Annotated in this window: 20 protein-coding genes, 7 tRNA genes and 1 pseudogene; 17 read left to right on the top strand and 11 right to left on the bottom strand. The window is 71.7% G+C overall.

Annotated elements, in window-relative coordinates:
• Positions 1 to 180: 180 nt before the first annotated feature.
• Together cobA and ITI46_RS03360 are read left to right on the top strand one after the other, a co-directional pair.
• On the top strand, positions 181 to 1,425 hold the full coding sequence (gene cobA / locus ITI46_RS03355; protein WP_209237846.1) for a uroporphyrinogen-III C-methyltransferase: 1,245 nt from the start codon (positions 181 to 183) through the stop codon (positions 1,423 to 1,425).
• 234 nt (positions 1,426 to 1,659) lie between these two features.
• Entirely contained in the window at positions 1,660 to 2,508 is an 849-nt protein-coding gene (locus ITI46_RS03360; RefSeq protein ID WP_209237847.1) for a TrmH family RNA methyltransferase, read from the top strand.
• A gap of 48 nt (positions 2,509 to 2,556) precedes the next feature.
• Here ITI46_RS03360 and ITI46_RS03365 read toward each other — a convergent pair whose 3' ends face one another.
• Positions 2,557 to 3,972 (bottom strand): serine/threonine-protein kinase, encoded by a 1,416-nt coding sequence (locus ITI46_RS03365; RefSeq protein WP_209237848.1) that lies wholly within the window; start codon positions 3,970 to 3,972, stop codon positions 2,557 to 2,559.
• A gap of 659 nt (positions 3,973 to 4,631) precedes the next feature.
• On the opposite strand from ITI46_RS03365, the gene ITI46_RS03370 reads away from it, so the two are divergent.
• The 3 genes from ITI46_RS03370 to ITI46_RS03380 all read left to right on the top strand — a co-directional run bounded on the left by ITI46_RS03370 (position 4,632) and on the right by ITI46_RS03380 (position 6,434).
• Positions 4,632 to 4,841: a hypothetical protein gene (locus ITI46_RS03370; protein WP_209237849.1), complete on the top strand. Its 210-nt coding sequence runs from the start codon at positions 4,632 to 4,634 to the stop codon at positions 4,839 to 4,841.
• A 223-nt stretch (positions 4,842 to 5,064) separates the two neighbouring features.
• Positions 5,065 to 6,090 carry an aminoglycoside phosphotransferase family protein gene (locus ITI46_RS03375; RefSeq protein ID WP_209237850.1) on the top strand — a complete coding sequence of 342 codons (1,026 nt, stop codon included), beginning with the start codon at positions 5,065 to 5,067 and terminating at the stop codon, positions 6,088 to 6,090.
• Positions 6,091 to 6,125: 35 nt separating this feature from the next.
• Positions 6,126 to 6,434, top strand: a complete 309-nt coding sequence (locus tag ITI46_RS03380) for a TFIIB-type zinc ribbon-containing protein (protein ID WP_209237851.1) — start codon at positions 6,126 to 6,128, stop codon at positions 6,432 to 6,434.
• Between the two features lie 135 nt (positions 6,435 to 6,569).
• On the opposite strand, the gene ITI46_RS03385 is transcribed toward ITI46_RS03380, so the two are convergent.
• The 5 genes from ITI46_RS03385 to ITI46_RS03405 all read right to left on the bottom strand — a co-directional run bounded on the left by ITI46_RS03385 (position 6,570) and on the right by ITI46_RS03405 (position 6,993).
• Positions 6,570 to 6,641 (bottom strand) — tRNA-Val (locus tag ITI46_RS03385).
• A gap of 1 nt (position 6,642) precedes the next feature.
• Positions 6,643 to 6,714 (bottom strand) — tRNA-Val (locus ITI46_RS03390).
• Positions 6,715 to 6,738: 24 nt separating this feature from the next.
• Positions 6,739 to 6,813, bottom strand: a tRNA-Val gene (locus ITI46_RS03395).
• Position 6,814: 1 nt separating this feature from the next.
• Positions 6,815 to 6,888: transfer RNA gene (locus ITI46_RS03400), tRNA-Cys, on the bottom strand.
• A 32-nt stretch (positions 6,889 to 6,920) separates the two neighbouring features.
• Positions 6,921 to 6,993: transfer RNA gene (locus ITI46_RS03405), tRNA-Gly, on the bottom strand.
• A gap of 144 nt (positions 6,994 to 7,137) precedes the next feature.
• Here ITI46_RS03405 and ITI46_RS03410 point away from each other — a divergent pair.
• Genes ITI46_RS03410 through ITI46_RS03420 form a run of 3 tightly spaced genes read left to right on the top strand, consistent with a single transcriptional unit; the run spans position 7,138 to position 9,980 of the window.
• Entirely contained in the window at positions 7,138 to 8,241 is a 1,104-nt protein-coding gene (locus ITI46_RS03410; RefSeq protein WP_209237852.1) for a chorismate-binding protein, read from the top strand.
• 33 nt (positions 8,242 to 8,274) lie between these two features.
• Positions 8,275 to 9,096, top strand: a complete 822-nt coding sequence (locus ITI46_RS03415) for an aminotransferase class IV (protein WP_209237853.1) — start codon at positions 8,275 to 8,277, stop codon at positions 9,094 to 9,096.
• A 41-nt stretch (positions 9,097 to 9,137) separates the two neighbouring features.
• Positions 9,138 to 9,980 (top strand): GNAT family N-acetyltransferase, encoded by an 843-nt coding sequence (locus ITI46_RS03420; protein WP_209237854.1) that lies wholly within the window; start codon positions 9,138 to 9,140, stop codon positions 9,978 to 9,980.
• 24 nt (positions 9,981 to 10,004) lie between these two features.
• Here ITI46_RS03420 and ITI46_RS03425 read toward each other — a convergent pair whose 3' ends face one another.
• Positions 10,005 to 10,556, bottom strand: coding sequence for a DsbA family protein (locus tag ITI46_RS03425; RefSeq protein WP_209237855.1), 552 nt, complete (start codon positions 10,554 to 10,556; stop codon positions 10,005 to 10,007).
• 103 nt (positions 10,557 to 10,659) lie between these two features.
• Here ITI46_RS03425 and ITI46_RS03430 point away from each other — a divergent pair, with 103 nt between their 5' ends.
• Complete coding sequence (locus ITI46_RS03430) at positions 10,660 to 11,157, top strand: hypothetical protein (RefSeq protein WP_209237856.1); 498 nt, start codon at positions 10,660 to 10,662, stop codon at positions 11,155 to 11,157.
• A 150-nt stretch (positions 11,158 to 11,307) separates the two neighbouring features.
• Entirely contained in the window at positions 11,308 to 11,469 is a 162-nt protein-coding gene (locus ITI46_RS03435) for a hypothetical protein (RefSeq protein ID WP_209237857.1), read from the top strand.
• A gap of 38 nt (positions 11,470 to 11,507) precedes the next feature.
• On the opposite strand, the gene ITI46_RS03440 is transcribed toward ITI46_RS03435, so the two are convergent.
• Positions 11,508 to 12,080: a CGNR zinc finger domain-containing protein gene (locus ITI46_RS03440; protein WP_209237858.1), complete on the bottom strand. Its 573-nt coding sequence runs from the start codon at positions 12,078 to 12,080 to the stop codon at positions 11,508 to 11,510.
• Between the two features lie 249 nt (positions 12,081 to 12,329).
• A complete protein-coding gene (locus ITI46_RS03445) occupies positions 12,330 to 12,743 on the bottom strand; it encodes an SsgA family sporulation/cell division regulator (RefSeq protein ID WP_026005227.1) in 414 nt (137 codons plus the stop codon).
• Positions 12,744 to 12,943: 200 nt separating this feature from the next.
• On the opposite strand from ITI46_RS03445, the pseudogene ITI46_RS03450 reads away from it, so the two are divergent.
• The 6 genes and pseudogenes from ITI46_RS03450 to ITI46_RS03475 form a co-directional block, all read left to right on the top strand.
• Positions 12,944 to 13,258 (top strand): annotated as a pseudogene (locus tag ITI46_RS03450) (TIGR02611 family protein); the annotation flags it as partial.
• Positions 13,259 to 13,357: 99 nt separating this feature from the next.
• Positions 13,358 to 13,429: transfer RNA gene (locus ITI46_RS03455), tRNA-Val, on the top strand.
• A gap of 149 nt (positions 13,430 to 13,578) precedes the next feature.
• Positions 13,579 to 13,650, top strand: a tRNA-Val gene (locus ITI46_RS03460).
• Between the two features lie 170 nt (positions 13,651 to 13,820).
• On the top strand, positions 13,821 to 14,738 hold the full coding sequence (locus tag ITI46_RS03465; RefSeq protein WP_209237860.1) for a hypothetical protein: 918 nt from the start codon (positions 13,821 to 13,823) through the stop codon (positions 14,736 to 14,738).
• 172 nt (positions 14,739 to 14,910) lie between these two features.
• Positions 14,911 to 16,893 (top strand): threonine--tRNA ligase, encoded by a 1,983-nt coding sequence (thrS, locus tag ITI46_RS03470; RefSeq protein ID WP_209237861.1) that lies wholly within the window; start codon positions 14,911 to 14,913, stop codon positions 16,891 to 16,893.
• A gap of 88 nt (positions 16,894 to 16,981) precedes the next feature.
• Positions 16,982 to 17,521 (top strand): HIT family protein, encoded by a 540-nt coding sequence (locus ITI46_RS03475; RefSeq protein ID WP_209237862.1) that lies wholly within the window; start codon positions 16,982 to 16,984, stop codon positions 17,519 to 17,521.
• A gap of 18 nt (positions 17,522 to 17,539) precedes the next feature.
• On the opposite strand, the gene ITI46_RS03480 is transcribed toward ITI46_RS03475, so the two are convergent.
• Entirely contained in the window at positions 17,540 to 19,213 is a 1,674-nt protein-coding gene (locus ITI46_RS03480; protein WP_209237863.1) for an AbeC-like domain-containing protein, read from the bottom strand.
• Positions 19,214 to 19,364: 151 nt separating this feature from the next.
• Positions 19,365 to 21,554 carry an elongation factor G-like protein EF-G2 gene (locus ITI46_RS03485; RefSeq protein WP_209237864.1) on the bottom strand — a complete coding sequence of 730 codons (2,190 nt, stop codon included), beginning with the start codon at positions 21,552 to 21,554 and terminating at the stop codon, positions 19,365 to 19,367.
• 234 nt (positions 21,555 to 21,788) lie between these two features.
• Here ITI46_RS03485 and pgsA point away from each other — a divergent pair, with 234 nt between their 5' ends.
• Entirely contained in the window at positions 21,789 to 22,502 is a 714-nt protein-coding gene (gene pgsA, locus ITI46_RS03490) for a phosphatidylinositol phosphate synthase (RefSeq protein WP_209237865.1), read from the top strand.
• Positions 22,503 to 22,543: the final 41 nt, after the last annotated feature.

The following is a 22,543-nucleotide window of genomic DNA, read 5'->3' on the forward strand; positions in this document are numbered from 1 at the left end:
CGCGTCCGCACCGCACCAGCTCCGCCCGCGCCGTGACCTGCGAGACAGCACTGCTCGCCGGTCCCGCATAGGCTGTCCCTCACCGTCCCCCGGCCGCTTCACCGCCGCAGCGGCATCGTCGTCATCGTCGTCGGTTCAGAATCGAGCCGGCTCGCCCTCCCGAGAAGGATGCCGTCCCAGATGTCGGAAACCTCCGCCACTCCCGCCTACCCCGTAGGACTCCGCCTGGCCGGGCGCCGCGTCGTGCTGGTCGGTGGCGGCACCGTGGCACAGCGCCGCCTTCCGGCGCTGCTGGCGGCGGGCGCTGACGTCACGGTCGTCGCGCCCGAGGTCACGCCCTCCGTCGAGGCGATGGTGACCAGCGGTGAGATCACCTGGGAGCGCCGCGCCTGGCGGGACGGCGACCTCGCGGACGCCTGGTACGCACTGGCGGCCACCGACGACCCCGACGTCAACGCGGCCATCGTCGCCGAGGCCGAGTCCCGCCGCGTGTGGTGCGTACGGACGGACGACGCGGACCAGGGCACCGCGTGGACGCCTGCCACCGGGCGCAGCGACGGCATCACCGTGGCCGTCCTCACCAGCGGGGCGCAGGGCGCCGCAGGCCGCGATCCGCGCCGCTCGGCCGCGATCCGGGACGCGATCGTCGCCCGCCTCGGGGACGGCACCCTCGACGCGGAACAGCGCAGCCCCCGCACCCCGGGCGTCGCCCTCGTCGGCGGCGGACCCGGCGACCCGGATCTGATCACCGTGCGCGGCCGCCGGCTGCTGGCCCAGGCCGATGTGGTGGTCGCCGACCGGCTCGGCCCCCGCGATCTGCTGGACGAACTCCCGCCGCACGTCGAGGTCATCGACGCGGCCAAGATCCCTTACGGCCGTGCGATGGCCCAGGAAGCCATCAACGCCGTACTGGTCGAGCACGCCAAGGCCGGACGGTCCGTCGTACGCCTCAAGGGCGGCGACCCGTTCGTCTTCGGCCGGGGCATGGAGGAGGCCGAACAGCTCGCGGCCGAGGGCGTCCAGGTCACCGTCGTACCCGGGATCTCCAGCTCGATCAGCGTGCCCGGAGCGGTCGGTATCCCCGTCACTCACCGGGGTGTGGCCCACGAGTTCACCGTCGTCAGCGGCCATGTAGCCCCCGACGACCCGCGCTCGCTGGTCGACTGGCCCGCGCTCGCCAGGCTGCGCGGCACCCTCGTGCTGCTGATGGCCGTGGAGAACCTCGGCGCGATCGCCGCCGCGCTCCGTGAGCACGGCCGGCCGGATGAGACCCCTGTCGCCATCGTTCAGGAGGGCACGATGGCGACTGAGCGTCGGGTCGACGCCACGTTGGCGACGGCTGCGGAGCGCGCCGTCGCCGAGGGGGTGCGGCCTCCGGCCGTCGTCGTGATCGGCGACGTGGTGTCCCTGCGCCAGTCCGGGTAGGGGGCTGCCCCTACCGGGCCGTTGCGGTCTGTGGGTTGGTTGTGGCTTGTCGCGCAGTTCCCCGCGCCCCTTATTTGTTACCCCGCAAGCTTGGGCAGTCTGCTCCCCCAAGCTCTTCGAGCAGGGGGTACCCCCAGGGCGCAGGGTGGGCAAGCGCAGCCCCGATGCGGGGCACCGTGTACAGCGACCTGAGCACACATTGGCACTCCGAGCGGAACAGGGCAGTATCGGCCTGTGGCTACAGCATCATCCCCCAACGGCACGCCCGGCGGCCCGTCGGCCGGCGGGCTCGTCACCGTCGACGACCCGGACGACCCCCGGCTGAGCGACTACACCGGCCTGACCGACGTCGAACTGCGCCGTAAGCGCGAGCCCGCCGAGGGGCTGTTCATCGCGGAGGGCGAGAAGGTGATCCGGCGTGCCCGGCAGGCCGGATACGAGATGCGCTCGATGCTGCTGTCCGCCAAGTGGATCGACGTGATGCGTGACGTCATCGACGAGGTGCCCGCGCCCGTCTACGCCGTGAGCCCGGAACTGGCCGAACGCGTCACCGGCTACCACGTGCACCGTGGCGCCCTCGCCTCCATGCAGCGCAAGCCCCTCCCGGCGCCGGAGGAACTGCTGGCCACGGCCCGCCGTGTCGTGATCATGGAGTCGGTGAACGACCACACCAACATCGGCGCCATCTTCCGCAGCGCGGCGGCGCTGGGCATGGACGCCGTGCTGCTCTCGCCCGACTGCGCCGACCCGCTCTACCGCCGCTCGGTGAAGGTGTCGATGGGCGCCGTCTTCGCCGTGCCGTACGCCCGGCTGGAGAGCTGGCCGCGCGGCCTGGAGACGGTACGCGACGCGGGGTTCCCGCTGCTCGCCCTCACCCCGGACGAGAAGGCCGTCCCCATCGACACCGTCACCACGGGCGCCACCGGCCGCACCGCGCTGATGCTCGGCGCCGAGGGCGAGGGCCTGAGCACCCGTGCCCTGCGCGCCGCCGACGAGTGGGTCCGCATCCCGATGGCCCACGGTGTCGACTCCCTCAACGTGGGCGCCGCCGCGGCTGTCGCCTTCTACGCGGTGACCCGCTGACGGCACCAGGTCCCATGGGCGCGGACCCCGTCCAACTGCCTTACGCTCCTACGGCCGCTGCTCCGAGACGCTGCCGAGCCCCCGGGTCGGGCCCTCGCAGCCCTGGGCCGCGGCGATGCCGAGCGCGACCAGCAGCGTGACGGTCACGAAGACGATGAGGCGCTGCCGCAGCAGGCGGCGCTTGCGGGCCGCGGGGCTGAGCCCGCCGGGGCGGCCGCCCCTGGTTGCCGGGCGCCTGCCGCCGGTCGCCGCCGGCCTGCCGCCGCCCGTCCGCTCGCTGCCGCCCCGCGGAGGCGGCGGGCTCGCGGGGCGGCGTGCCGGGCGCTCTCCACCCCTGCGGCCGCCGCTGCCGGTCACATGTCCCGCGTCCCGCGAGGGGCGCGCGGCGTGCGAGGAGCCGGGCGCCGTCGAGCGGGGGGCGCGTGGCGTGGAGGCGCGGGACGCGCTCGCCGTCCGTTCGCGCTCCCGGCTGCCGCTGTCCCGCTGGGTGCGCTGCTGTGCGTGGTCCCGCGGATACCGCTCCCGGGACGGCGCCTCGTGCCGTCTGCCGGGCACCGGCCTGCCGGAGACCGGCCCGCCGGCCGCCGGGCGGTGACCGGCACCGGGCCAGTCGCCCAGTGTCGCGTCGCCGTCGGACAGCCCCCGGGCCTCGCGCGCCGCGATCTCCTTGAGCCGCAGCGACAGCTGCAAGGTGCTGGGCCGGTCCTCCGGCGACTTGACGAGGCAGGCGCGGATCAGCGGAGCCAGCGCGGCGTGCACCGCGTCCAGCTGCGGCTCCTCGTGCACCACGCGGTAGAGCATCACTTCCGAACTGCCCTGCCCGAACGGGGAGTCCGCCGTGGCCGCGTACGCCAGCGTGGCGCCCAGCGCGAACACGTCCGTCGCGGGGGTGACGGCCGCGCCCCGCACCTGCTCGGGGGCGAGGAAGCCGGGGGAGCCGACCGCGGTGCCGACGTGCGTCAGCGTGCTGGCGCCCGTCGCCCAGGCGATGCCGAAGTCGATGATGCGCGGGCCCTTGGGCGAGAGCAGGATGTTGGACGGCTTCAGATCGCGGTGCACGACGCCCGCCTCGTGCACCGCCACCAGGCCCTCGGCGAGCGCGGCGCCGATCGAGGCGACCTGCGCGGCCGGCAGCGGCCCGCCCTCGTTCACCTTGTCGTGCAGCGAGGGGCCGGGGACGTACTGGGTGGCGAACCAGGGCCGCTCGGCCTCCAGGTCCGCCGCCACCAGCCGGGCCGTGCACCCGCCCCTGATGCGCCGCGCCGCCGACACCTCGCGGGCGAAGCGGGAGCGGAACTCCTGGTCCTCGGCCAGATCCGGCCGGATCACCTTCAGCGCGACCCGCTGGCCGCGCCGGTCGGAACCGAGGTAGACCACGCCCATGCCCCCGGCCCCCAGGCGCCGGTGGAGCCTGAACGAGCCGACGACTCGCGGGTCCTCGCGCCGGAGCCGCATCATCGCCATGTCCGTTCCTACCTCCGGTGTCCGGTGCGCGAATGCCCCACCTCCGGCGCCCGGTGGGGGAAGCAGCCCACCGCCGACCGGTCCGTCTGACGACCACAGCTTACGGACTGCCGTGGCAAGGCGACGATAGGCCGCGCACGCGGCGCCGGACGGAATGTCAGAGCCCGGCGGACGACGGAAAGTCCGTCGGGCGCGCCGGTTCCGCGCGCCCGTGCGCCCCCGGCCCGTCGCAGTCAAAGAGACGCCGCCGGACGGAGTTTGACGGAGCGACGGGTCCTGGCGGGCACCAAGGGCGCACCCGAAGCCGGAGGTCGCACGGATACACCGGGCAGCGTCCCGGAACCGTTCCGGACCGTCTGCGAGCGGCGCCCCGCCGGAGCAAGCGGCAGCGGCGGAGTGAGACAACTCACCCCCACGGAGCCCTCGGACGGCCGGGCGGTGGTACCCCTTGGGGGAAGACCCTGGAAAAGCCGATCACGCCTCCACCCTGGGGAGTAGGCGCCCCCACACCACGTCATCCTGCGGGAGGCCCCCGAGTCGGTACGCGCGCATGACGCCGCTGCGTACGTCTTTGCCTAATGTTGTGGTCAAGCGGCGGGCGCAGCACTCGTCCCCCGAGGTCAGACGTCCGCCGCCCCAGACAACGATCAGGAGTGGAGATGGCACACATCGCCGGGCGCACGACGCCCACAGGGAAGGGAAGGCTCGCGGCACTCGCCGATCTCGGCACCCGTCCCGGCGGTCGCCGTCATCCGCTGGTGGCAGCCGCCATGGTGCTGCCACTCGCCCTCCTCCTCGGCCTCGTCTCGGGCTGGGGCCGGATGGTGTTGACACAGGCGTCGTCCGTGGCCGGAATGCTGGGGTCCTGAGCGATCCCAGGCCCGGTGGAGCGGACCGGGTCGGGGACTTCCGGCTTACAGCCCCGTGGGGACGGGGGTGCGGCGGACGGCACGAGGCCCGGGTAGCTGGGGAGCTACCCGGGCCCTCGCGTATCCACGGCCTCCCTGTCCTCTGCCGTCGCGTGCCCCTCGTGCGCCGCACGGCAATGTCGGCGCTCGCCTAGGTTGTGGTCGTCGAACGCTTGGAGAGCCCATGCCCCTCCCCGACAGACCGGCCGGTGACCCCGCGCTGCACCGGGCCCTCGCCGTGCTCGCCGGTGACCCGGCCGGGAACGGCGAGGTGGTCGCCGAGCGCGCCGACGCCACCGTCGTACGGGTCGGGGACCGGGTCGCCAAGGCGCACGCACCCGACGCCGAGGCCGCGCCGCTGGACGTACGCGTGCGGGTCGCGGCAGCCGCGACGTACCGCGGCGTGCTGCTGCCGCCCGCCTCCAGCAGCGGGACGGTGCCGCTGCCGGGCGGACGGGCCGGCAGCGTCTGGCCGTACGGCGCCCCGGTCGACCCGGACGACGCGGCAGCCGCCCCCTGGGAAGCGGCGGGCGAGCTCCTGGCCCGGCTGCACACCGCGCCGCTTCCGCCGCTCGCCCAACTGCCCGGCCCATTGCCGCCGATGCGCGGGCCCGCCAAGGCCCTTCGCGCCCTGACGCGGATGCGCACAGCCCCGCCGGGCGCACACGCCGCGGCGGCCGATGCCGTCGAGCGCGCCTGGGCCGTGCTGCCGCCCTGGTGCCGGGACGAGGAACGGCCGCCCGAGGCGCGCATCCTGTGCCACGGCGACTTCCACCTCGGCCAGCTCGTGCGCCACCCGCCGCCCGACGGCCCCTGGCACCTCATCGACGTGGACGACCTCGGCCTCGGCGACCCCGCCTGGGACCTGGCACGTCCCGCCTGCTGGTACGCCGCCGGCCTCCTCCCGCCCACCGCGTGGGACCGCTTCTTCGCCGCGTACGCCCGTACGCTGCGGACGGCCGGTGCCCCCCGCGCGAGCAGCACCCTGCGGGGCCTGGCGGGTCCCGACCCGTGGCGGTATCTCGACGCTCCCGCCCGGGCGTTGACGGTGCAGAGTGCGGCGCTCGGCGTCGCCAAGGCCAGGACCGAGGGCCGCTCGCTGGACGAGGCGGAGGAGGCGTGCGTGGCCGCGTGCGCCCGGATCGCGGATCTCTTCGAACGGACGGAACGAGCCGGACGGACCGAACTCCCCGCGCCACAGGCGCCGTAAGGTGGAGCAAACCGGGAGCGAGAGGAAACCGACAAATGATGCAGTGTCCCAAGTGCGGTGCACCCATGCAGACATACAACCGCAGCGGCGTACAGATAGAGCAGTGCAGCAACTGCCGGGGAATCTTCCTCGACTACGGCGAGCTGGAGTCCCTCACCAGGCTGGAGGCCCAGTGGATGCAGTCCGCGCCCCCGCCGCCCGGCCCGCAGTCCTACCCCGCGGGTCCGGCCTGGGGCGCCGCGCACCACGGCTCGCACGGCCACGGTCCGCACGGCCACGGGCACAAAGGCCACCATGGTCACCACGACCACCGCGGCTTCGGACGGATGCTCTTCTCCTCCTGAGCCCAGAGATGAGGGCCGCGCTCCTCTGCGGGGGTGCGGGTGGCGAAGCCCCCGCAACGCGAGGTGAAGCCGAGCAAAAACAACGAGGGCGAAGTGGCCCGCGCCTTACGCGGGTACACTTCGCCCTCGCCTTCGTGGACGATACTGGGATTGAACCAGTGACCTCTTCCGTGTCAGGGAAGCGCTCTCCCGCTGAGCTAATCGTCCGTGCGCGGTACTGGGATTGAACCAGTGACCTCTTCCGTGTCAGGGAAGCGCTCTCCCGCTGAGCTAACCGCGCGGGAGGTCCGGTGGTGACCGGACCTGGTGGACGATACTGGGATTGAACCAGTGACCTCTTCCGTGTCAGGGAAGCGCTCTCCCGCTGAGCTAATCGTCCTTGGAGGTGGAGACGGGATTTGAACCCGTGTAGACGGCTTTGCAGGCCGTTGCCTCGCCTCTCGGCCACTCCACCAGGTGCGGAGGCCCCGAAGGTCCCCCACGTCGAGCGGACGACGAGATTCGAACTCGCGACCCTCACCTTGGCAAGGTGATGCTCTACCAGCTGAGCCACGTCCGCAGTGCCTTCCCCAGGCCGTGCCCGGGAGGGCGTCCCCGGGGCGCTTGCGCCTCGGCGACGTGTTGAACTTTAGCGGATTCCCCGGCCAGCTCAAATTCCGTTTCCGCAGCGTGGCCGCCCAGCGGCCCCCATAGACTCGAAACCGTGTCCGATCCGACCCCGCTCGCCCGCTTGGGCGGCTGCCTCGCCACCGACCTCCGCGACGTGACCAGCGATCCCGAGGCTCTCGACTCCTCGGGCTGGTGGGCCGTCGTCGCCGACTACGAGGGCGGGCTGTGCTGCGCACGCTTCGGCGACGTACGTCCCGCCCCCCTGCCCGCGCCGGTGCCGGGCCGCTGGCGGGGTCCCGCCGCCGACAGCTGGACCAGCTCCCTGGACCGCGCCGCCTACACCGAGGGCGTACGGCGGATACGCGCGGCCATCGGCACGGGCGACGTCTACCAGGTCAACCTCTGCCGCGTACTGTCCGCACCGCTCCCCGACCCCTCTCCCGGCGCAGCCGACATCGACCAGCTCACGGCCCGGCTCGCCCTCGGCACCCCGGCGGCGTACGCGGGCACCGTGCGCCTCCCCGCACACGGGGTGGAGATCGCCACGGCCTCCCCCGAGCTGTATCTGCGCCGCGCGGGGCGCACCGTCGAGTCCGGCCCGATCAAGGGCACCGGACGCTCGGAGGCCGACCTGGGGGAGAAGGAGCGGGCCGAGAACGTGATGATCACGGACCTGGTCCGCAACGACCTCGGCCGGGTCTGTGTGCCCGGCTCCATCACCGTCCCCCAGCTGTGCGCGGCCGAGCCCTACCGGGGCCTGGTCCACCTGGTCTCCACCGTCCGCGGCGAGCTGCCCGGAACCGGGCATGCCCCCGGTTCCGGCCTCGGCCCCGGTACCGGCGCGTGGGCACGGCTGCTGGAGGGCACCTTTCCGCCAGGCTCGATCACCGGGGCGCCCAAGTCCAGCGCGCTGCGGCTGATCGACGAGCTGGAGACCGCGCCGCGCGGCCCGTACACCGGGGGCATCGGCTGGGTCGACGCCGACCAGGGCGTCGGTGAGCTGGCCGTCGGCATCCGTACGTTCTGGATCGAGCGCGACCACCCACGCCCCCAGCTGCGCTTCGGCACCGGCGCGGGCATCATCTGGGACTCCGACCCCGAGCGCGAGTGGCACGAGACCGAACTCAAGGCTTCCCGGCTGCTCGCGGTAGCGTCGGGGGAGTACGACGACCACGAGACCCCGGCGCACACCCGGTGACCCCGTGGCCCCAAGCGCTCCCTGAGGTGAACAGTGAAGATCTGGCTCGACGGCGGACTGCGGGACGCACACAGCGCGAACGTCTCCGTGCTCGACCACGGGCTGACGGTGGGCGACGGGGTCTTCGAGACGGTCAAGACCACCGACGGCACGCCGTTCGCCCTCACCCGGCATCTGCGCCGGCTCGCCTCCTCGGCGCGCGGCCTCGGCCTGCCCGAGCCCGACCTGGACGAGGTACGGCGGGCCTGCGACGCCGTCGTCGCCGCGAACCCCATGCCGTACGGCAGGCTGCGGATCACCTACACCGGGGGCCTCTCCCCGCTCGGCTCGGACCGCGGCCAGGCGAAGCCCACCCTCGTCGTCGCCCTCGGCGAGGCCACCCGCAGGCCGGACACCACCTCTGTCGTCACCGTCCCCTGGACCCGCAACGAGCGCGGCGCGATCGCCGGGCTGAAGACCACCTCGTACGCCGAGAACGTCGTCGCGCTCGCCCGCGCCCGGCAACAGGCCGCCACCGAGGCCCTGTTCCCCAACACCCACGGGCAACTGTGCGAGGGCACCGGGACCAACGTCTTCGTCGTCCTCGACGGAGAGCTGCACACACCGCCGCTGTCCTCCGGCTGCCTGGCGGGCATCACCCGGGCCCTGGTCCTCGAATGGGCGGGCGGCCGGGAGACGGAGCTACCGATGGACGTGCTGGAGCGGGCCGACGAGATCTTCGTGACCTCCAGCCTGCGCGACGTCCAGGCCGTGGCCCGGCTGGACGGACGCACCCTGCCCACCGCCCCGGGCCCGGTGACCGGCAAGGCGATGCGCGTCTTCGAGGAGCGCTCGGCGGCCGACATCGACCCGTGAACCGGTGGTGCCGGCGAGGCCCGTAGGGGTAGAACCGGACTGTGACGACCACCCTGCGCCCGACCGGTCCCGAGAGCCGCACTGCCGAGGGCAGGCGCTCGCGCGCCTACGAGGTGTGCGTCAACTCCCGCCCGGTGGGCGCCGTCACCCTCCTCGGCCCGGCCGGGGACGGGCCGGCGCTGGGGCGCCTGGAGCGGCTGTTCATCGAAGAGGGCGAACGGCGCCGGGGGCGGGGAACCGTCGCGGCCCTGGCGGCCGAGGAAGCGCTGCGGGGCTGGGGCTGCACCCAGGTTGAGGCGAGTGTCCGGTCGGCCGGCAGCGGGGACGCGGGCGTGCACCTGCTGGGCGTACTGGGCTATACCGAACGCAACTGCCATATGACCAAACAGCTGGACGAGCGGCCCGAACTGTCGCCCGGCAGCACGGTGCGGGCACTGACGCAGGAGGAGTTCGACGCCTGGTGGGAAGCGGGCGCGGCCACCTTCATCGAGAGCCTGGCCGACCGCGGCTTCAGCCCGGAACAGGCCGCCGCCACCTCCGCGGCCGTCCGGCGCACCCAACTGCCGGACGGCGCGGCCTCGTCGGGCGCCGCGCTCCGGGTGCTCACCTGCGAGGGCACCGACGTCGGCTCGATCTGGCTGGGCTTCACCGAGCTGCCACGCACCGACGTGGACGCCTGGGTCTACGACATCAACGTGACACCCGAGCGGCGCGGCGAGGGCCACGGGCGCTCGCTGATGCTGGCCGCCGAGCGCATCTGCCTGGATGCCGGGGTCGGGCGGCTCGGGCTCAACGTCTTCGCCGGGAACACGCCGGCGCGGCGGCTCTACACCTCGCTGGGCTACCGCCAGGTCGAAGCGTTCTACTTCAAGACGCTGCTGTAGCCGCGTTAGCCGCCTGTCGGCTGCTCAGCGGTCAAGCAGCCGGTCCGCGATCTCCTCGATGCGCTCCCGCAGCCCTTCCTGGCTCTTCCCGCCGTCCAGCCGCTGCCCGTCGATGACATACGTCGGCGTTCCCGTCACCCCGATCGCCTTGCCCTCGGCCTGGTCGGCGTCCACCGCGAGCAGATGCCGGCCGTCGATCAGCGCGGAGGAGAACTCCTCGGCGTCCAGGCCGAGTTCGCCCGCCACCTCCACCAGCAGCTCCTCACCGCGCGCGCCGAGCTGCTTGGTGCGCGCGAGCAGCGCCTCGGCGTACTCCTCGCCCTTGCCCTGCTCGTACGCCTCCTCGAACGCCTGGGCCGCGGCGTAGGCGTGCTTGTTCTTCTCCAGCGGGAAGTGCCGCAGCCGGATCTCCAGCCCATCGCCGTACCGCTCGCGCAGCGCCCGCAGATCGGCCTGGGCCCGATGGCAGTCCGGGCACTGCAGATCGCACCACACATCGAGCGTGGCAGAGGCGTGGGGGTACCTCCCGGCCGCAGGCCGGGGGAGGGAGGTGCCGGAGTCGGTGGTGTTGTCCATGAGCACAGTCTCTCAGCCTCCAGGAGGGGCCCGACCCGGAGATCTCCCTGAACCCACGGCCCGGCCATGGCCGCTACCGCCCGCCCGGTGCGACGATGGAAGCATGCTCACCACCACCGTCTGCGCCGCGCTCTCCGCGGCGGGTCTCGCCGTTGCCTTTCTGACGGCGTGGCGGCGCCGCTTCGCCGCCGCGACGCGGCTGGCCGCCGTCGCGCTGGTGCCGGTCGGGCTGGCGATGTCCGGGCTGGTCGGCCTCGGCGGCAAGATCGGCAGGGCGTTCGGCAGCTGGGCGGCCGATCTGGTGCTCAAGCCCACCGTCTGGGCCGGGTTCGCCGTGCTGGCCTGTGCCGTCGTGCTGTGGATCATCGGCCGCGCCGCCGCCGGCCGTACCGCGTCCAAGTCGTCCCGCGGGCAGACCCGCGCCACAGAGCCCGCTGCGGGCGCCCCAGCCCTCCCCTCTTCGGGCCCGGCCGCGACCCAGCGGAAGGCCAAGCAGGAGAAGACCAAGCCCGGCAAAACCGGGCAGGGCAAGGGCAAGCCCGCCGACCCCGGCGAGGACTTCTCCGACATCGAAGCCATCCTCAAGAAGCACGGCATCTGAGAAGCACGGCACAGACGCCCGCCCCGCTCCGGCCTGCCCGGCGCGCTAGCACCCCCCGCGGGCGACTCGCGAGGATTTTCCCGGAAATCACCGGGAAAGGGGGCGTGCGGTCGTACGGAGCCGCGGCGGCTGCGACATGATCGCGGCGAGATGGACACGACGCCGAACTCCGCGCTCGAGCTCGACGAGCTGCCGCCCCCCGAGCCCAAGGGGTGCCTGTACGCGCTCTCCCAACCGCCGCTGATGCTGTTCCTCGCTGTGATCGCGGTATTGCTCGGCGCAGCGGGAGCACACGACCTGCTGCTGCTGTGAGGGACCGGACCGCCGGGCCGCAGTGGACGGCGCGGGGCTCAGCTCCCGGCGGCGGCCTCGGTCGACTCCCGGCGGCGCGCGCGGTAGGCGGCCACATGGAGCCGGTTGCCGCAGGTGCGGCTGTCGCAGTAGCGCCGGGAGCGGTTGCGGGACAGATCGACGAAGGCACGCCGGCAGTCCGGCGCGGAACAGCGCCGCAGCCGGTCCCGCTCGCCGGAGACGAGCACGAACGCCAGCGCCATACCGCCGTCGGCGGCCAGGTGCTGCGCGACGGAGGCGCCGGGCGCGAAGTAGTGGACGTGCCAGTCGTAGCCGTCGTGGTCGGTGAGCTGCGGCGTGGTTCCGGCCTCGGCGACCAGCGCGTTGATCAGCCGGGCCGCCGTCCGAGAATCCTCGGCGGCGAACACCTGCGCGAAACGCTCCCGCGCCTCCCGCACCGCCCGCAGGTCCTCCTGGGTGAGCGTGCCGACGCCGCTGACGTTGTTGCGCTCGACGTAGGCACGCAGGTCGGCCACGGACACCAGCGTGTCGGGGGTGTCGCCGTCCGCCATGGTGTTCAGCAGCTCGACCACCTGGTCGAGCGCGCACCGGGTGTCGTGGTTGATCTGCACGGGCCGCTCCTGCCGTGTCCGGGAACATCTCCGGCCTGATGCGGAAGCCTAGTCGGTGCGCCTCGCGCGGGAGTCGTCCCGTTTCCGAGCGGTAGCCGCAGCGTTGCCGAACGCAGCGACGCCGCCGCCGCGTATCCCTACGCGGCGGCGGCGTCGCAGTGTGCCGTTACACGAAGCGGTGCCGTGGCACACGGCTGCCGGGACCGTCGGCCGTCGCCCCGAGTCGGACGGCCGCGGTGACCGGCGGTCTCAGCTCTCGGCGAGAATGTGCGAGAGCTCGGTGTCGAGGTCGAAGTGGCGGTGCTCGGTACCGGGCGGCACGGCCGCGTCGGTCCGCTTGAGAAAGGATTCCAGTGCCCGCGCCGGGGCCTCGAGCAGGGCCTCGCCCTCCGGGGAGCTGAGGGCGATGCATGCCACGGACTGGCCGTGGCTGCGGGACGGCCAGACTCGGACGTCCCCGGTGCCCGTGGGCCGGTGCAGACCCTCGGCCAGGAGATCGCGGGCGAAGACCCACTCCACGGTCTCCTCGGCACCGGTGTGGAAGGTGGCGTGCACGGCGTAGGGGTCCGCCGTGTCGTACCGCAGGCCCGCTGGTACAGGCAGTGAGGACTCGCTCGAAACAACGAGGCGCAGGTGCAGCTCACAGCTCACCGTTGTGTTCATAAGCGCCAGGGCCTTTCGCTCAGTGTGCGCTCGGGGATTCGCACGTCGGCGAAATCGACATGCCACCTACGCGCCGGTTGTAAACCCCTCTGACTGATTTGTACGGAATCGAATCCTTCGTACGGCTCTTGTAGGTTTGGGGGGTGCGGCCAATCAAGTGAATCCGCCCCGGTCGAAGGGCGTCGGGTACCTTGTCCCTCATGACTGCGGAGAGTGACGTAATGCCGCGTGAAACCCGGGAGGAGAAGCCACTCGGCTCCCGGGCGCCGAAGTTCGTGCAGGCTTCCCGGCCGCTGCACATGAGCTGGCGCGTCGGGATCTTTCTCGTCGGCCTGGCCATCGTGGCCGGCGGCGTCATCATGCTGCCGCTGCCGGGGCCGGGGTGGCTGGTGATCTTCGGCGGGATGGCTGTCTGGGCGACCGAGTTCGTCTGGGCACAGCACGTACTGCGGTGGACAAAGCGCAAATACCGGGAGGGCACCCAGTGGGTGAAGGACCGCCGGGCGGCCCGCAAGGAACGCAAGCTCGCCCAGCGTGCCGAACGGCAGTCCCGCTGAGGGCCGGCTGGTGGTCATGAGCACCCGCTGACATGCGGTAATGTTGGGCGCGCCAGCGGGCGATTAGCTCAGCGGGAGAGCGCTTCGTTCACACCGAAGAGGTCACTGGTTCGAACCCAGTATCGCCCACCCAGTGCACCGGGGCCCGGAAGCAACCAGCTTCCGGGCCCCGAGGCGTTCCAGGGGCGGATCCGGCCCTGCTGGAAAGGGGTTTGGATGAAGAGTGAGGTGCACTGTATTGTTCTGCCCGTGCCGCCGGGGCAACGGCGGAACACCCGGGGCGATTAGCTCAGTGGGAGAGCGCTTCGTTCACACCGAAGAGGTCACTGGTTCGAACCCAGTATCGCCCACCCCGTGTTCGTGAAATCGCGTCGCGCGAGATCCACGAGGCCGGACCGTCAGCAGACGGGACGGCCTCTTTTTCATTCTCCGGCTCGGCTGCGTTTCTCCGCAGCGCCTGTTTGCGGCATCGATCCGTGGTCAGGAGAAGGAGGGGAGTGGCCGGGACACGGAGAGCGTGATGCGAGTCGCCGCCGACGACGATGAGATCCACTGGAGACGCGAACTGCCCGCGAGCAACGCGGCAGCCACCTGGCGTGCCCGGCAGAAGCTGAGCACGGCGGCCAGCGCCATGCTGCGCGCCGGCGCCCTCGCCGCCGGCCGGAACACCGGCTTCCACGGCGCACGCGGCGAGCGGCGGGCCGAGGCGTTCACCGAACGGGTGCGGTACGACGAGAGCTCCGAGGAAGGCGCCGCCGGCCGGCTGCTGACCGGCCGCTTCACCCCGGGCCCGCAGGACACCGGCCGGGAGTTCGGCGTGCTGTGCCGCGCGCTGCGGGCGACAGCCGACGCCGTATGCCGCTACCGCGCCACAGGGGCCACCGAGCACTTCGACGCCGCCGTGCCGGACGGCTGCTGCGCCGAACTCACCGAAGCACTCTGCGACTTGGTGCGCGGCACCGAGGGAGTGCAGATCACCCTCGTCTGGTCGCGGACGGCCGGGACACCGCGGGGCTGTCCGCCGCGGCCGCTCCCCGTCGTCTTCACCCCCGGCGATCTGCCGGCGCTGGAAGTGGCCGGGCGGCACTACGTACGCGCCGAGCCCTCCGTCCCTGTGCGGGTGACCGGCACCGTCGTACGGCTGCGCCGGGCCCGCCCCGACGGACCCGGCTCCGTACGGCTGGACGTGCTCGCCGGTGCCGAGGTCACCCAGGTGCGGGCCCGGCTGGACGAGGACGGGTACCGCCGCGCCGTTCACGCGCATCTGGCGGGGCTGCCGCTGCGGATCGCCGGGCTGCTGGAGAGCCGGGGCGGCTTCCGGCGGCTCAGCGGCGCGTACGACGTCGCACCGGTTCCGGTGCCCGGCACGGCGCGGGAACAGCTGCTGAAGCGGCTGCGGGACGGCCTCCACGACTTCGAGCGCGGCATGGGCGGCTGACCGGAGGGGCCGGCCCGGCCGGAAGCCCGCACCGTCCGCCGAGCGGTCCGCGGTGGGCCCCGGACCGTTTTCGGTCGGGGGGCGTTGCTCGGTACGATTCGACAGCGCGGCGTATGCCCGCGCTCACGGCGTGGCGACGGCCGCGCGTCCAGGTGAGAGTCAGGAGAGACCGGTGTCAGATGTCCGTGTGACCATCCAACGCGATTCCGAGCGGGAAGAGCGCGTGGTGACGACGGGCACTACGGCCGCCGCGCTCTTCGAGGGCGAGCGCTCCGTCGTGGCCGCACGCGTCGGCGGCGAGCTCAAGGACCTCACCCACCCGCTGGCCGAAGGCGACGAGGTCGAGCCCGTCGAGATCACCAGCGACGACGGCCTGAACATCCTGCGCCACTCCACGGCGCATGTGATGGCACAGGCCGTTCAGGAGCTCTTCCCCGAAGCCAAGCTCGGCATCGGTCCGCCCATCAAGGACGGCTTCTACTACGACTTCGATGTCGCCGAGCCCTTCACCCCCGACGATCTCAAGCGCATCGAGAAGAAGATGCAGCAGATCCAGAAGCAGGGGCAGCGCTTCGCCCGCCGGGTCACCACCGACGAGGCGGCCCGCGAGGAGCTGGCTGACGAGCCGTACAAGCTGGAGCTGATCGGCCTCAAGGGCAACGCGGCCGACGCCGCCGAGGGCGCCTCGGCCGAGGTCGGCACCGGCGAGCTGACCATCTACGACAACGTCGACGCCAAGAGCGGCGAGCTGTGCTGGAAGGACCTGTGCCGGGGCCCGCACCTGCCCTCCACCCGGCTGATCCCCGCCTTCAAGCTGATGCGGTCCGCTGCCGCGTACTGGCGCGGCAGCGAGCGCAATCCGCAGCTCCAGCGGATCTACGGCACCGCGTGGCCGACCAAGGACGAGCTCAAGCAGTATCTGGAGTTCCTCGCCGAGGCCGAGAAGCGCGACCACCGCAGGCTCGGCACCGAGCTGGACCTCTTCTCCTTCCCCGAGGAGATCGGCCCCGGCCTCGCGGTCTTCCACCCCAAGGGCGGCGTTGTCCGCAGGGTGATGGAGGACTACTCGCGGCGGCGGCACGAGGACGCGGGCTATGAGTTCGTGAACACCCCGCACATCTCGAAGGAGAAGCTCTTCGAGACCTCCGGGCACCTGCCGAGCTATGGGGAGAACATGTTCCCTCCCCTGGAGTTCGACGAGCAGAACTACCGCCTCAAGGCGATGAACTGCCCGATGCACAACCTGGTCTTCAAGGCGCGCGGGCGCTCGTACCGGGAATTGCCTTTGCGATTGTTCGAGTTCGGCACCGTCTACCGCTACGAGAAGTCGGGCGTCGTGCACGGCCTGACCCGATCGCGCGGCTTCACCCAGGACGACTCGCACATCTACTGCACCAAGGAGCAGATGGCGGGGGAGCTGGACAACCTGCTCACTTTCGTACTGGATCTGCTGCGCGACTACGGCCTGAGTGAGTTCGAGCTGGAGCTGTCCACTCGCGACCCCGAGTCGGACAAGTTCATCGGCACGGACGAGGTGTGGGAGGAGGCCACCGACGCCCTGCGCCAGGCGGCCGAGAAGCAGGGGCTGCCGCTGGTGCCCGACCCGGGCGGCGCCGCGTTCTACGGGCCGAAGATCTCCGTGCAGGCCAAGGACGCGATCGGCCGCTCGTGGCAGATGTCCACGATCCAGGTCGACTTCAACCAGCCGGCCCGGTTCGGCCTGGAGTACACCGCCGCCGACGGCTCCCGGCAGCAGCCCGTAATGCTGCACCGCGCCCTCTTCGGCTCCATCGAGCGCTTCTTCGCCGTCCTGCTGGAGCACTACGCGGGCGCCTTCCCGGCGTGGCTGGCCCCGGTGCAGGCCATCGGCATCCCGATCGGCGACGACCACGTGCCGTATCTGACCGAGTTCGCCGCCGCGGCGAAGGCGAAGGGGCTGCGGATGGAGGTGGACTCGTCGTCGGACCGGATGCAGAAGAAGATCAGGAACGCACAGAAGGCGAAGACGCCCTTCATGATCATCGCCGGTGACGAGGACATCGCCAACGGGGCGGTTTCCTTCCGGTACCGGGACGGGTCGCAGAAGAACGGGATCCCGAAGGACGAGGCGATTTCGGAGATCCTCGACGCTGTGGAGCGCCGTATCCAGGTGTGAGCGCACAGTGACGCGAAGCAGGGGCGGCCCCTCTCCAGGGGCCGCCCCTCCTCGTCTCCCGCGCCGCCCGGCGCATAAGCTGGCGGACATGACGAGTGAGCCGGAGCAGCAGATCGGAGTGGGGGCGCCGGACCAGTTCCAGCGCTTGTGGACGCCCCACCGGATGGCCTACATCCAGGGCGAGAACAAGCCGAGCGGCCCCGGCGCCGAGGACGGCTGCCCGTTCTGCACCATCCCGGAGAAGTCCGACGCGGACGGGCTGATCATCGCCCGCGGCGAGCACGTCTACGCGGTGCTCAATCTCTACCCGTACAACGGCGGGCACTTGATGACCGTGCCCTTCCGGCATCTCGCGGACTACACCGAGCTGGACGAGAACGAGACGCTGGAGCTCGCGTCGTTCACCAAGCATGCGATGACGGTGCTGCGCCGTGTCTCGGGAGCGCACGGCTTCAACATCGGCATGAACCAGGGCTCGGTCGCCGGCGCCGGTATCGCCGCGCACCTCCACCAGCATGTGGTGCCCCGCTGGGGCGGGGACACCAACTTCATGCCGGTGGTGGGCCACACCCGGGTGCTGCCGCAGCTGCTGGCGGACACCCGGTCGATGCTGGCCGAGGCGTGGTGACCGCTCGGGCGTGACCCCTCACGCGTCGTAGACGTCGGCCTTGAACGGCTTGGCGTCCTGGACCGCGGCGCTGAGGTTGAGGGAGCGGCTGCCGAACTTCTCGACGTTGCAGCCGTTCTCCTCCAGTACCTTGATGGCCGCCGAATGCACCACCCGCAGCACCGGTGTCGCCGCGCGCATGGCGTCGTCGGCCATGAAGCGGTGCCGCCAGGGCTTCTTGGCCCAGGCGTGCCGCAGGCCGAACGGCTCGGGCAGGCTGAGCTTGCCGCCGAGGAAGTCCAGCACGGGCGGGAACCAGGTCAGCGGGGCGCGCGCGGTGAGGCGTACGACCTCCTTGGTCTCCACCAGCGGGAGCTTGACCGTGCGGGTCTCCCAGAACTTGACGCTCTTGGCGACCTCCTTGGTCTTCGCCTTCGGGCCGCTGGTGAACAGCCCGTCGACGGGACCGAGGGCGTGTCCGGTGACCTCGATGCGCAGCGTGTGGTGCAGCACGGTGACGGAGATCAGCAGTGTGATCACCAACTGGCCGTCCCAGAGCACGAACTGGACGCCCAGGTAGTGCCGGTTGCCCGCGCCGAACTGCTGCTCGTTGCAGATGCGCTGTATCTCGAAGTCCTTGATGCGGTAGCCCTCGACCTCCTGGCCGTCGGGGCGCTTGACCTCCTTGGCGCCCTCGGCGATGGGGGAGACGATCCAGTGGCGTATCGAGGGGGTGGGGAAGCCGCCGGTGTGCAGCGGGCCGCGCTCCAGCATGCGGAGCTGGTCGTGGATGGCGCGGATGACGTCCCAGCTGCGGAACGGGTGGATGTCCTCGCCCTCGCGCGCCGGGGTCAGCTCTTCGGCCATCTGCCAGCTGCCCCACCGGGTGCCCATGCCGAGTATCCCCTTGGGGCCCGCGTAGTAGACGAGGTTGCTGGCCTGTTCGGCGGCGACCTTGGCCAGGCCCAGCCGGATGCGCTCGGCGCCCGCGTCTCCGGGGTCCTGCGGTACGGCTTCGGGGATCTTGGCGCCGACCCCGGCGCCGCCCAGCAGGCTCTGCCAGCGGTCGCGCAGGTCTTTGGCGTACCGCTCGCAGATCTGCTTGGCCCAGAGCCCGCCGATGACCGGCGCGACGAACATGGCCCGCAGATAGATCCCCCAGAATCCGCTGACCGGCAGCTTTATCGCGAAGAGTACGGCGAGGGCTCCGACGGCGACCATGGCCACCATGCCGAGGGCGCCGGCCCGCTTGTCCTTGGAGCCGGCGATCATGCGGCGCAGCTGGAACGCGAGCAGCCACAGCAGTACGCCGGGCAGGAACAGCAGCCCGAAGAGGGTCATCACCACGGTCAGCCGCGTATCGCGCTGTTTGCGTACCCGGGTGGCGGCCAGGCAGTGCTCGACGACGGTCTGCGGTTCGATGCCGAAGGACTGGATGATCGGTTTGCGGGCCCCGCCGAGCAGCCGGGTCTGGACGGCGCGGGAGAACGCTTCACCGAGATTGGGTTCGAACAGCGAGAGCCGGGGCTTTTTGAAGGCGGCCTCGGGGTTGGCCTCGATGAGCTTCTGGACCTCGTCGTCGCGGTATGCGGCGGAGGCGAGCGCCTGGGTCGCGGCCGTCTGGCCGCCGGAGCCCGAGATGGGTACCTGGGCTCCTGGCGTGAACTCGGCCGCCACATCCGGATGGCTGCTGAGATCGTCGAATCCGGCCACTGGGCCCCCACTCCGCCGCGCTGATCTGGCCGACCACGACAGACGGCTTCCCAACTGCCGCGGTCGGCACACATCTTGCCGCAATCGATGGGAAGCGTCTGCCCCTGCCCGTCGTTCGCAGTCTGCGGGGTTGTTGTGGTTGCGGGACCCTCTACCCCGCCGCCTCCAGAATCCGTGCCGCCTGCTGCTGCGGCATCGGCTCGTGCTGGGCGTACGTACGGCAGAACCGGCCGGTGCCGTGCGACATGGACCGCAGGTCGACGGCGTAGCGGCTGATCTCGATCTCGGGCACCGAGGCACGCACCGTTGTGCTGCCAGGCCCGGCCTGTTCGGTGCCGAGCACCCGGCCACGCCGGGAGGACAAGTCGCTCATCACGGCGCCCACATAGTCGTCCGGAACCTCCACCTCCACCTCGGCGACCGGCTCCAGCAAATGGATCTTCGCCTGGCCGGCGCACTCGCGCAGGGCGAGCGCCCCCGCAGTCTGGAAGGCCGCGTCGGAGGAGTCGACGGAGTGCGCCTTGCCGTCGACGAGCGTGACCCGTACGTCCACCAGCGGGTAGCCGGCGGCCACGCCCTTGGCGGCCTGGGCGCGGACGCCCTTCTCCACCGAAGGGATGAACTGGCGGGGCACCGCGCCGCCCACCACCTTGTCGACGAACTCGATGCCGGAGCCGCCCGGGAGGGGTTCGACGGTGATGTCGCAGATGGCGTACTGCCCGTGCCCGCCGGACTGTTTGACGTGCCGGCCGCGCCCACTGGCGGCCGAGGCGAAGGTCTCGCGCAGCGACACCTTGTGCTCGACGGTGTCCACCTGCACCCCGTAGCGGGACCGCAGCCGCTCCAGGGCGACGTCCCGGTGTGCCTCGCCCATGCACCACAGGACGAGCTGGTGGGTGTCGGGGTTCTGCTCCAGCCGCATGGTCGGGTCCTCGGCCACCAGCCGGGCGAGGCCCTGGGAGAGCTTGTCCTCGTCGGCCTTGCTGTGGGCCTGGATGGCGACGGGGAGCAGCGGGTCGGGCATCTCCCAGGGCGCCATCAGCAGCGGGTGGTCCTTGGCGGAGAGGGTGTCACCGGTCTCGGCCCTGCCGAGCTTGGCCACGCAGGCCAGGTCGCCCGCGATGGCCGCGTCGAGGGAGCGCTGCTGTTTGCCGAAGGGGGCGGACAGGGCGCCGATCCGCTCGTCCACGTCGTGATCCTCGTGGCCCCGGTCCGCCAGGCCGTGTCCTGAGACGTGCACCGTCTCGTCGGGGCGCAGCGTGCCGGAGAAGACGCGGACGAGGGAGATCCGGCCGACGTACGGGTCGGAGGAGGTTTTCACGACCTCGGCGGCGAGCGGCCCTGCCGGGTCGCAGCCGAGCGCCGGCTGCGGTTTGCCGTCCGGCGTGGTGACGGCGGGGATTCCGTGTTCCTCGGGGGTGGGGAAGCCGCCGGTGATCAGCTCCAGCAGTTCGATGGTGCCCAGGCCCTGCTTGGCGCCGTCGGCGGCGGGTGCGGCGGCCAGCACGGGGTGGAAGGTGCCGCGGGCAACGGCCTTCTCCAGGTCCTCGATGAGCGTTTTGACGTCGCAGTCCTCGCCGCCGAGGTAGCGGTCCATCAGGGTCTCGTCCTCGCTCTGCGCGATGATGCCCTCGATCAGCCGGTTCCTGGCCTCGCCGAGGAGCGGCAGCTGTCCCTCGTCGGGCTCGCGTTCGGTGCGCTGTCCTGCTCCGTAGTCGAACAGCTTCCCGGTGAGCAGCCCGATCAGCCCGGTGACCGGGGCCGTGCCGTCGGAGCGGCGTTCGCCGAGCGCCGGCAGGTAGAGCGGGATGACGGCGTCGGGGTCGTCGCCGCCCAGCGTCTCCTGGCAGATGGCGGTCATCTCGTCGAAGTCGGCGCGCGCGGCGTCGAGATGGGTGATCACGATGGCGCGCGGCATGCCGACAGCCGCGCACTCCTGCCACACCAGCCGGGTGGCTCCGTCCACTCCGTCCCCGGCCGAGACGACGAAGAGCGCGGCGTCGGCGGCGCGCAGCCCGGCCCGCAGCTCTCCGACGAAGTCGGCGTAGCCGGGGGTGTCGAGGAGGTTGATCCGGATGCCGTTCCAGGCGACCGGTACCAGGGAGAGCTGGACGGAGCGCTGCTGGCGGTGCTCGATCTCGTCGTAGTCGGAGAGCGAGGTGCCGTCCGCCACCCGGCCGGCCCGGTTGACGGCGCCCGAGGCGAGGGCGAGGGATTCGACCAGAGTCGTCTTGCCGGCTTGGCTGTGGCCGACCAGCACCACGTTCCGTATCGAGGCGGGGTGGTCGGCCGCTGCTGCCCTGCCGGCGGCTCCGGGGTGTGCGTTCGCTTTGTCGGCCATGTGTCCCGCCTTCCGGTTGTCACCTGCTGGAGCACGCTGAAGGGGCCGAGCGGTCGCGAAGACCACCGTTCTTCCGAGCTTTACACCGCTGCCGACGGGCGTCCATACGTGGGACCGCGAACCGACGCCGCACTACCCGACCGTGTGCGCCGGGCGCCGCCGCGGCGTGACTACGATGGGCCACCCGGTGGCCACACCGTCATCCGGCTCGCCCTCGACGTACCAGGGACGGTCATGCTGAACAAGTACGCGCGTGCTTTCTTCACGCGTGTTCTCACCCCGTTTGCCGCGCTGCTGCTGCGCCGGGGTGTGAGCCCCGACGCCGTCACCCTGGTCGGTACCGTCGGAGTGACGGCGGGAGCGTTGATCTTCTACCCGATCGGGGAGTTCTTCTGGGGCACTGTTGTCATCACGCTGTTCGTCTTCTCGGACATGGTGGACGGCAACATGGCGCGGCAGCTGGGCCGCTCCAGCCGCTGGGGGGCCTTCCTGGACTCCACGCTGGACCGGGTGGCGGACGCGGCCGTCTTCGGCGGGATCGCGTTGTGGTACGCGGGCCGGGGCGATGACCTGGTGCTGTGCGCGGTGACGCTGTTCTGCCTCTCCAGTGGCCAGGTCGTCTCGTACACCAAGGCGCGCGGCGAGAGCATCGGGCTGCCGGTGAATGTGAACGGGCTGGTGGAGCGGTCCGAGCGGCTGGTGATCACGCTGGTGCTGGCGGGCTTCTCAGGCTTCGAGGCCACCTTCGGCGTCCCGCACATCGGTGTATTGCTGCCGATCGCCCTGTGGGTGGTGGCGGTCGGCTCTGCCGTCACCCTCGGCCAGCGCGTGGTGACCGTGCGCCGTGAGGCCGCTGAGGTGGCAGCGGCGGAGGAGTCGGAGTCCGCTTCGGAGGAGCAGCAGACGGTGGCGGGGGACGAGGCGGAGGAGAAGGGGAGGACCGTTTGAGCGCGCTGCGCGACCGGCTCACCGACTCGCTGTACGGGCTG

It is taken from the genome of Streptomyces oryzae, assembly GCF_017676365.1.
Classification (GTDB): Bacteria; Actinomycetota; Actinomycetes; order Streptomycetales; family Streptomycetaceae; genus Streptomyces; species Streptomyces oryzae.

What these genes read in the sequence shown, in the direction of transcription:
- ITI46_RS03370 (WP_209237849.1), top strand. Translation starts at nt 4,632, where the DNA reads ATGGCACACATCGCCGGGCGCACGACGCCCACAGGGAAGGGAAGGCTC.
- ITI46_RS03435 (WP_209237857.1), top strand. Translation starts at nt 11,308, where the DNA reads ATGGACACGACGCCGAACTCCGCGCTCGAGCTCGACGAGCTGCCGCCC.
- ITI46_RS03485 (WP_209237864.1), bottom strand. Translation starts at nt 21,554, where the DNA reads ATGGCCGACAAAGCGAACGCACACCCCGGAGCCGCCGGCAGGGCAGCA.
- ITI46_RS03375 (WP_209237850.1), top strand. Translation starts at nt 5,065, where the DNA reads ATGCCCCTCCCCGACAGACCGGCCGGTGACCCCGCGCTGCACCGGGCC.
- ITI46_RS03380 (WP_209237851.1), top strand. Translation starts at nt 6,126, where the DNA reads ATGATGCAGTGTCCCAAGTGCGGTGCACCCATGCAGACATACAACCGC.
- ITI46_RS03365 (WP_209237848.1), bottom strand. Translation starts at nt 3,972, where the DNA reads ATGGCGATGATGCGGCTCCGGCGCGAGGACCCGCGAGTCGTCGGCTCG.
- ITI46_RS03430 (WP_209237856.1), top strand. Translation starts at nt 10,660, where the DNA reads ATGCTCACCACCACCGTCTGCGCCGCGCTCTCCGCGGCGGGTCTCGCC.
- cobA (WP_209237846.1), top strand. Translation starts at nt 181, where the DNA reads ATGTCGGAAACCTCCGCCACTCCCGCCTACCCCGTAGGACTCCGCCTG.
- ITI46_RS03425 (WP_209237855.1), bottom strand. Translation starts at nt 10,556, where the DNA reads ATGGACAACACCACCGACTCCGGCACCTCCCTCCCCCGGCCTGCGGCC.
- ITI46_RS03465 (WP_209237860.1), top strand. Translation starts at nt 13,821, where the DNA reads ATGCGAGTCGCCGCCGACGACGATGAGATCCACTGGAGACGCGAACTG.
- pgsA (WP_209237865.1), top strand. Translation starts at nt 21,789, where the DNA reads ATGCTGAACAAGTACGCGCGTGCTTTCTTCACGCGTGTTCTCACCCCG.
- ITI46_RS03475 (WP_209237862.1), top strand. Translation starts at nt 16,982, where the DNA reads ATGACGAGTGAGCCGGAGCAGCAGATCGGAGTGGGGGCGCCGGACCAG.
- ITI46_RS03445 (WP_026005227.1), bottom strand. Translation starts at nt 12,743, where the DNA reads ATGAACACAACGGTGAGCTGTGAGCTGCACCTGCGCCTCGTTGTTTCG.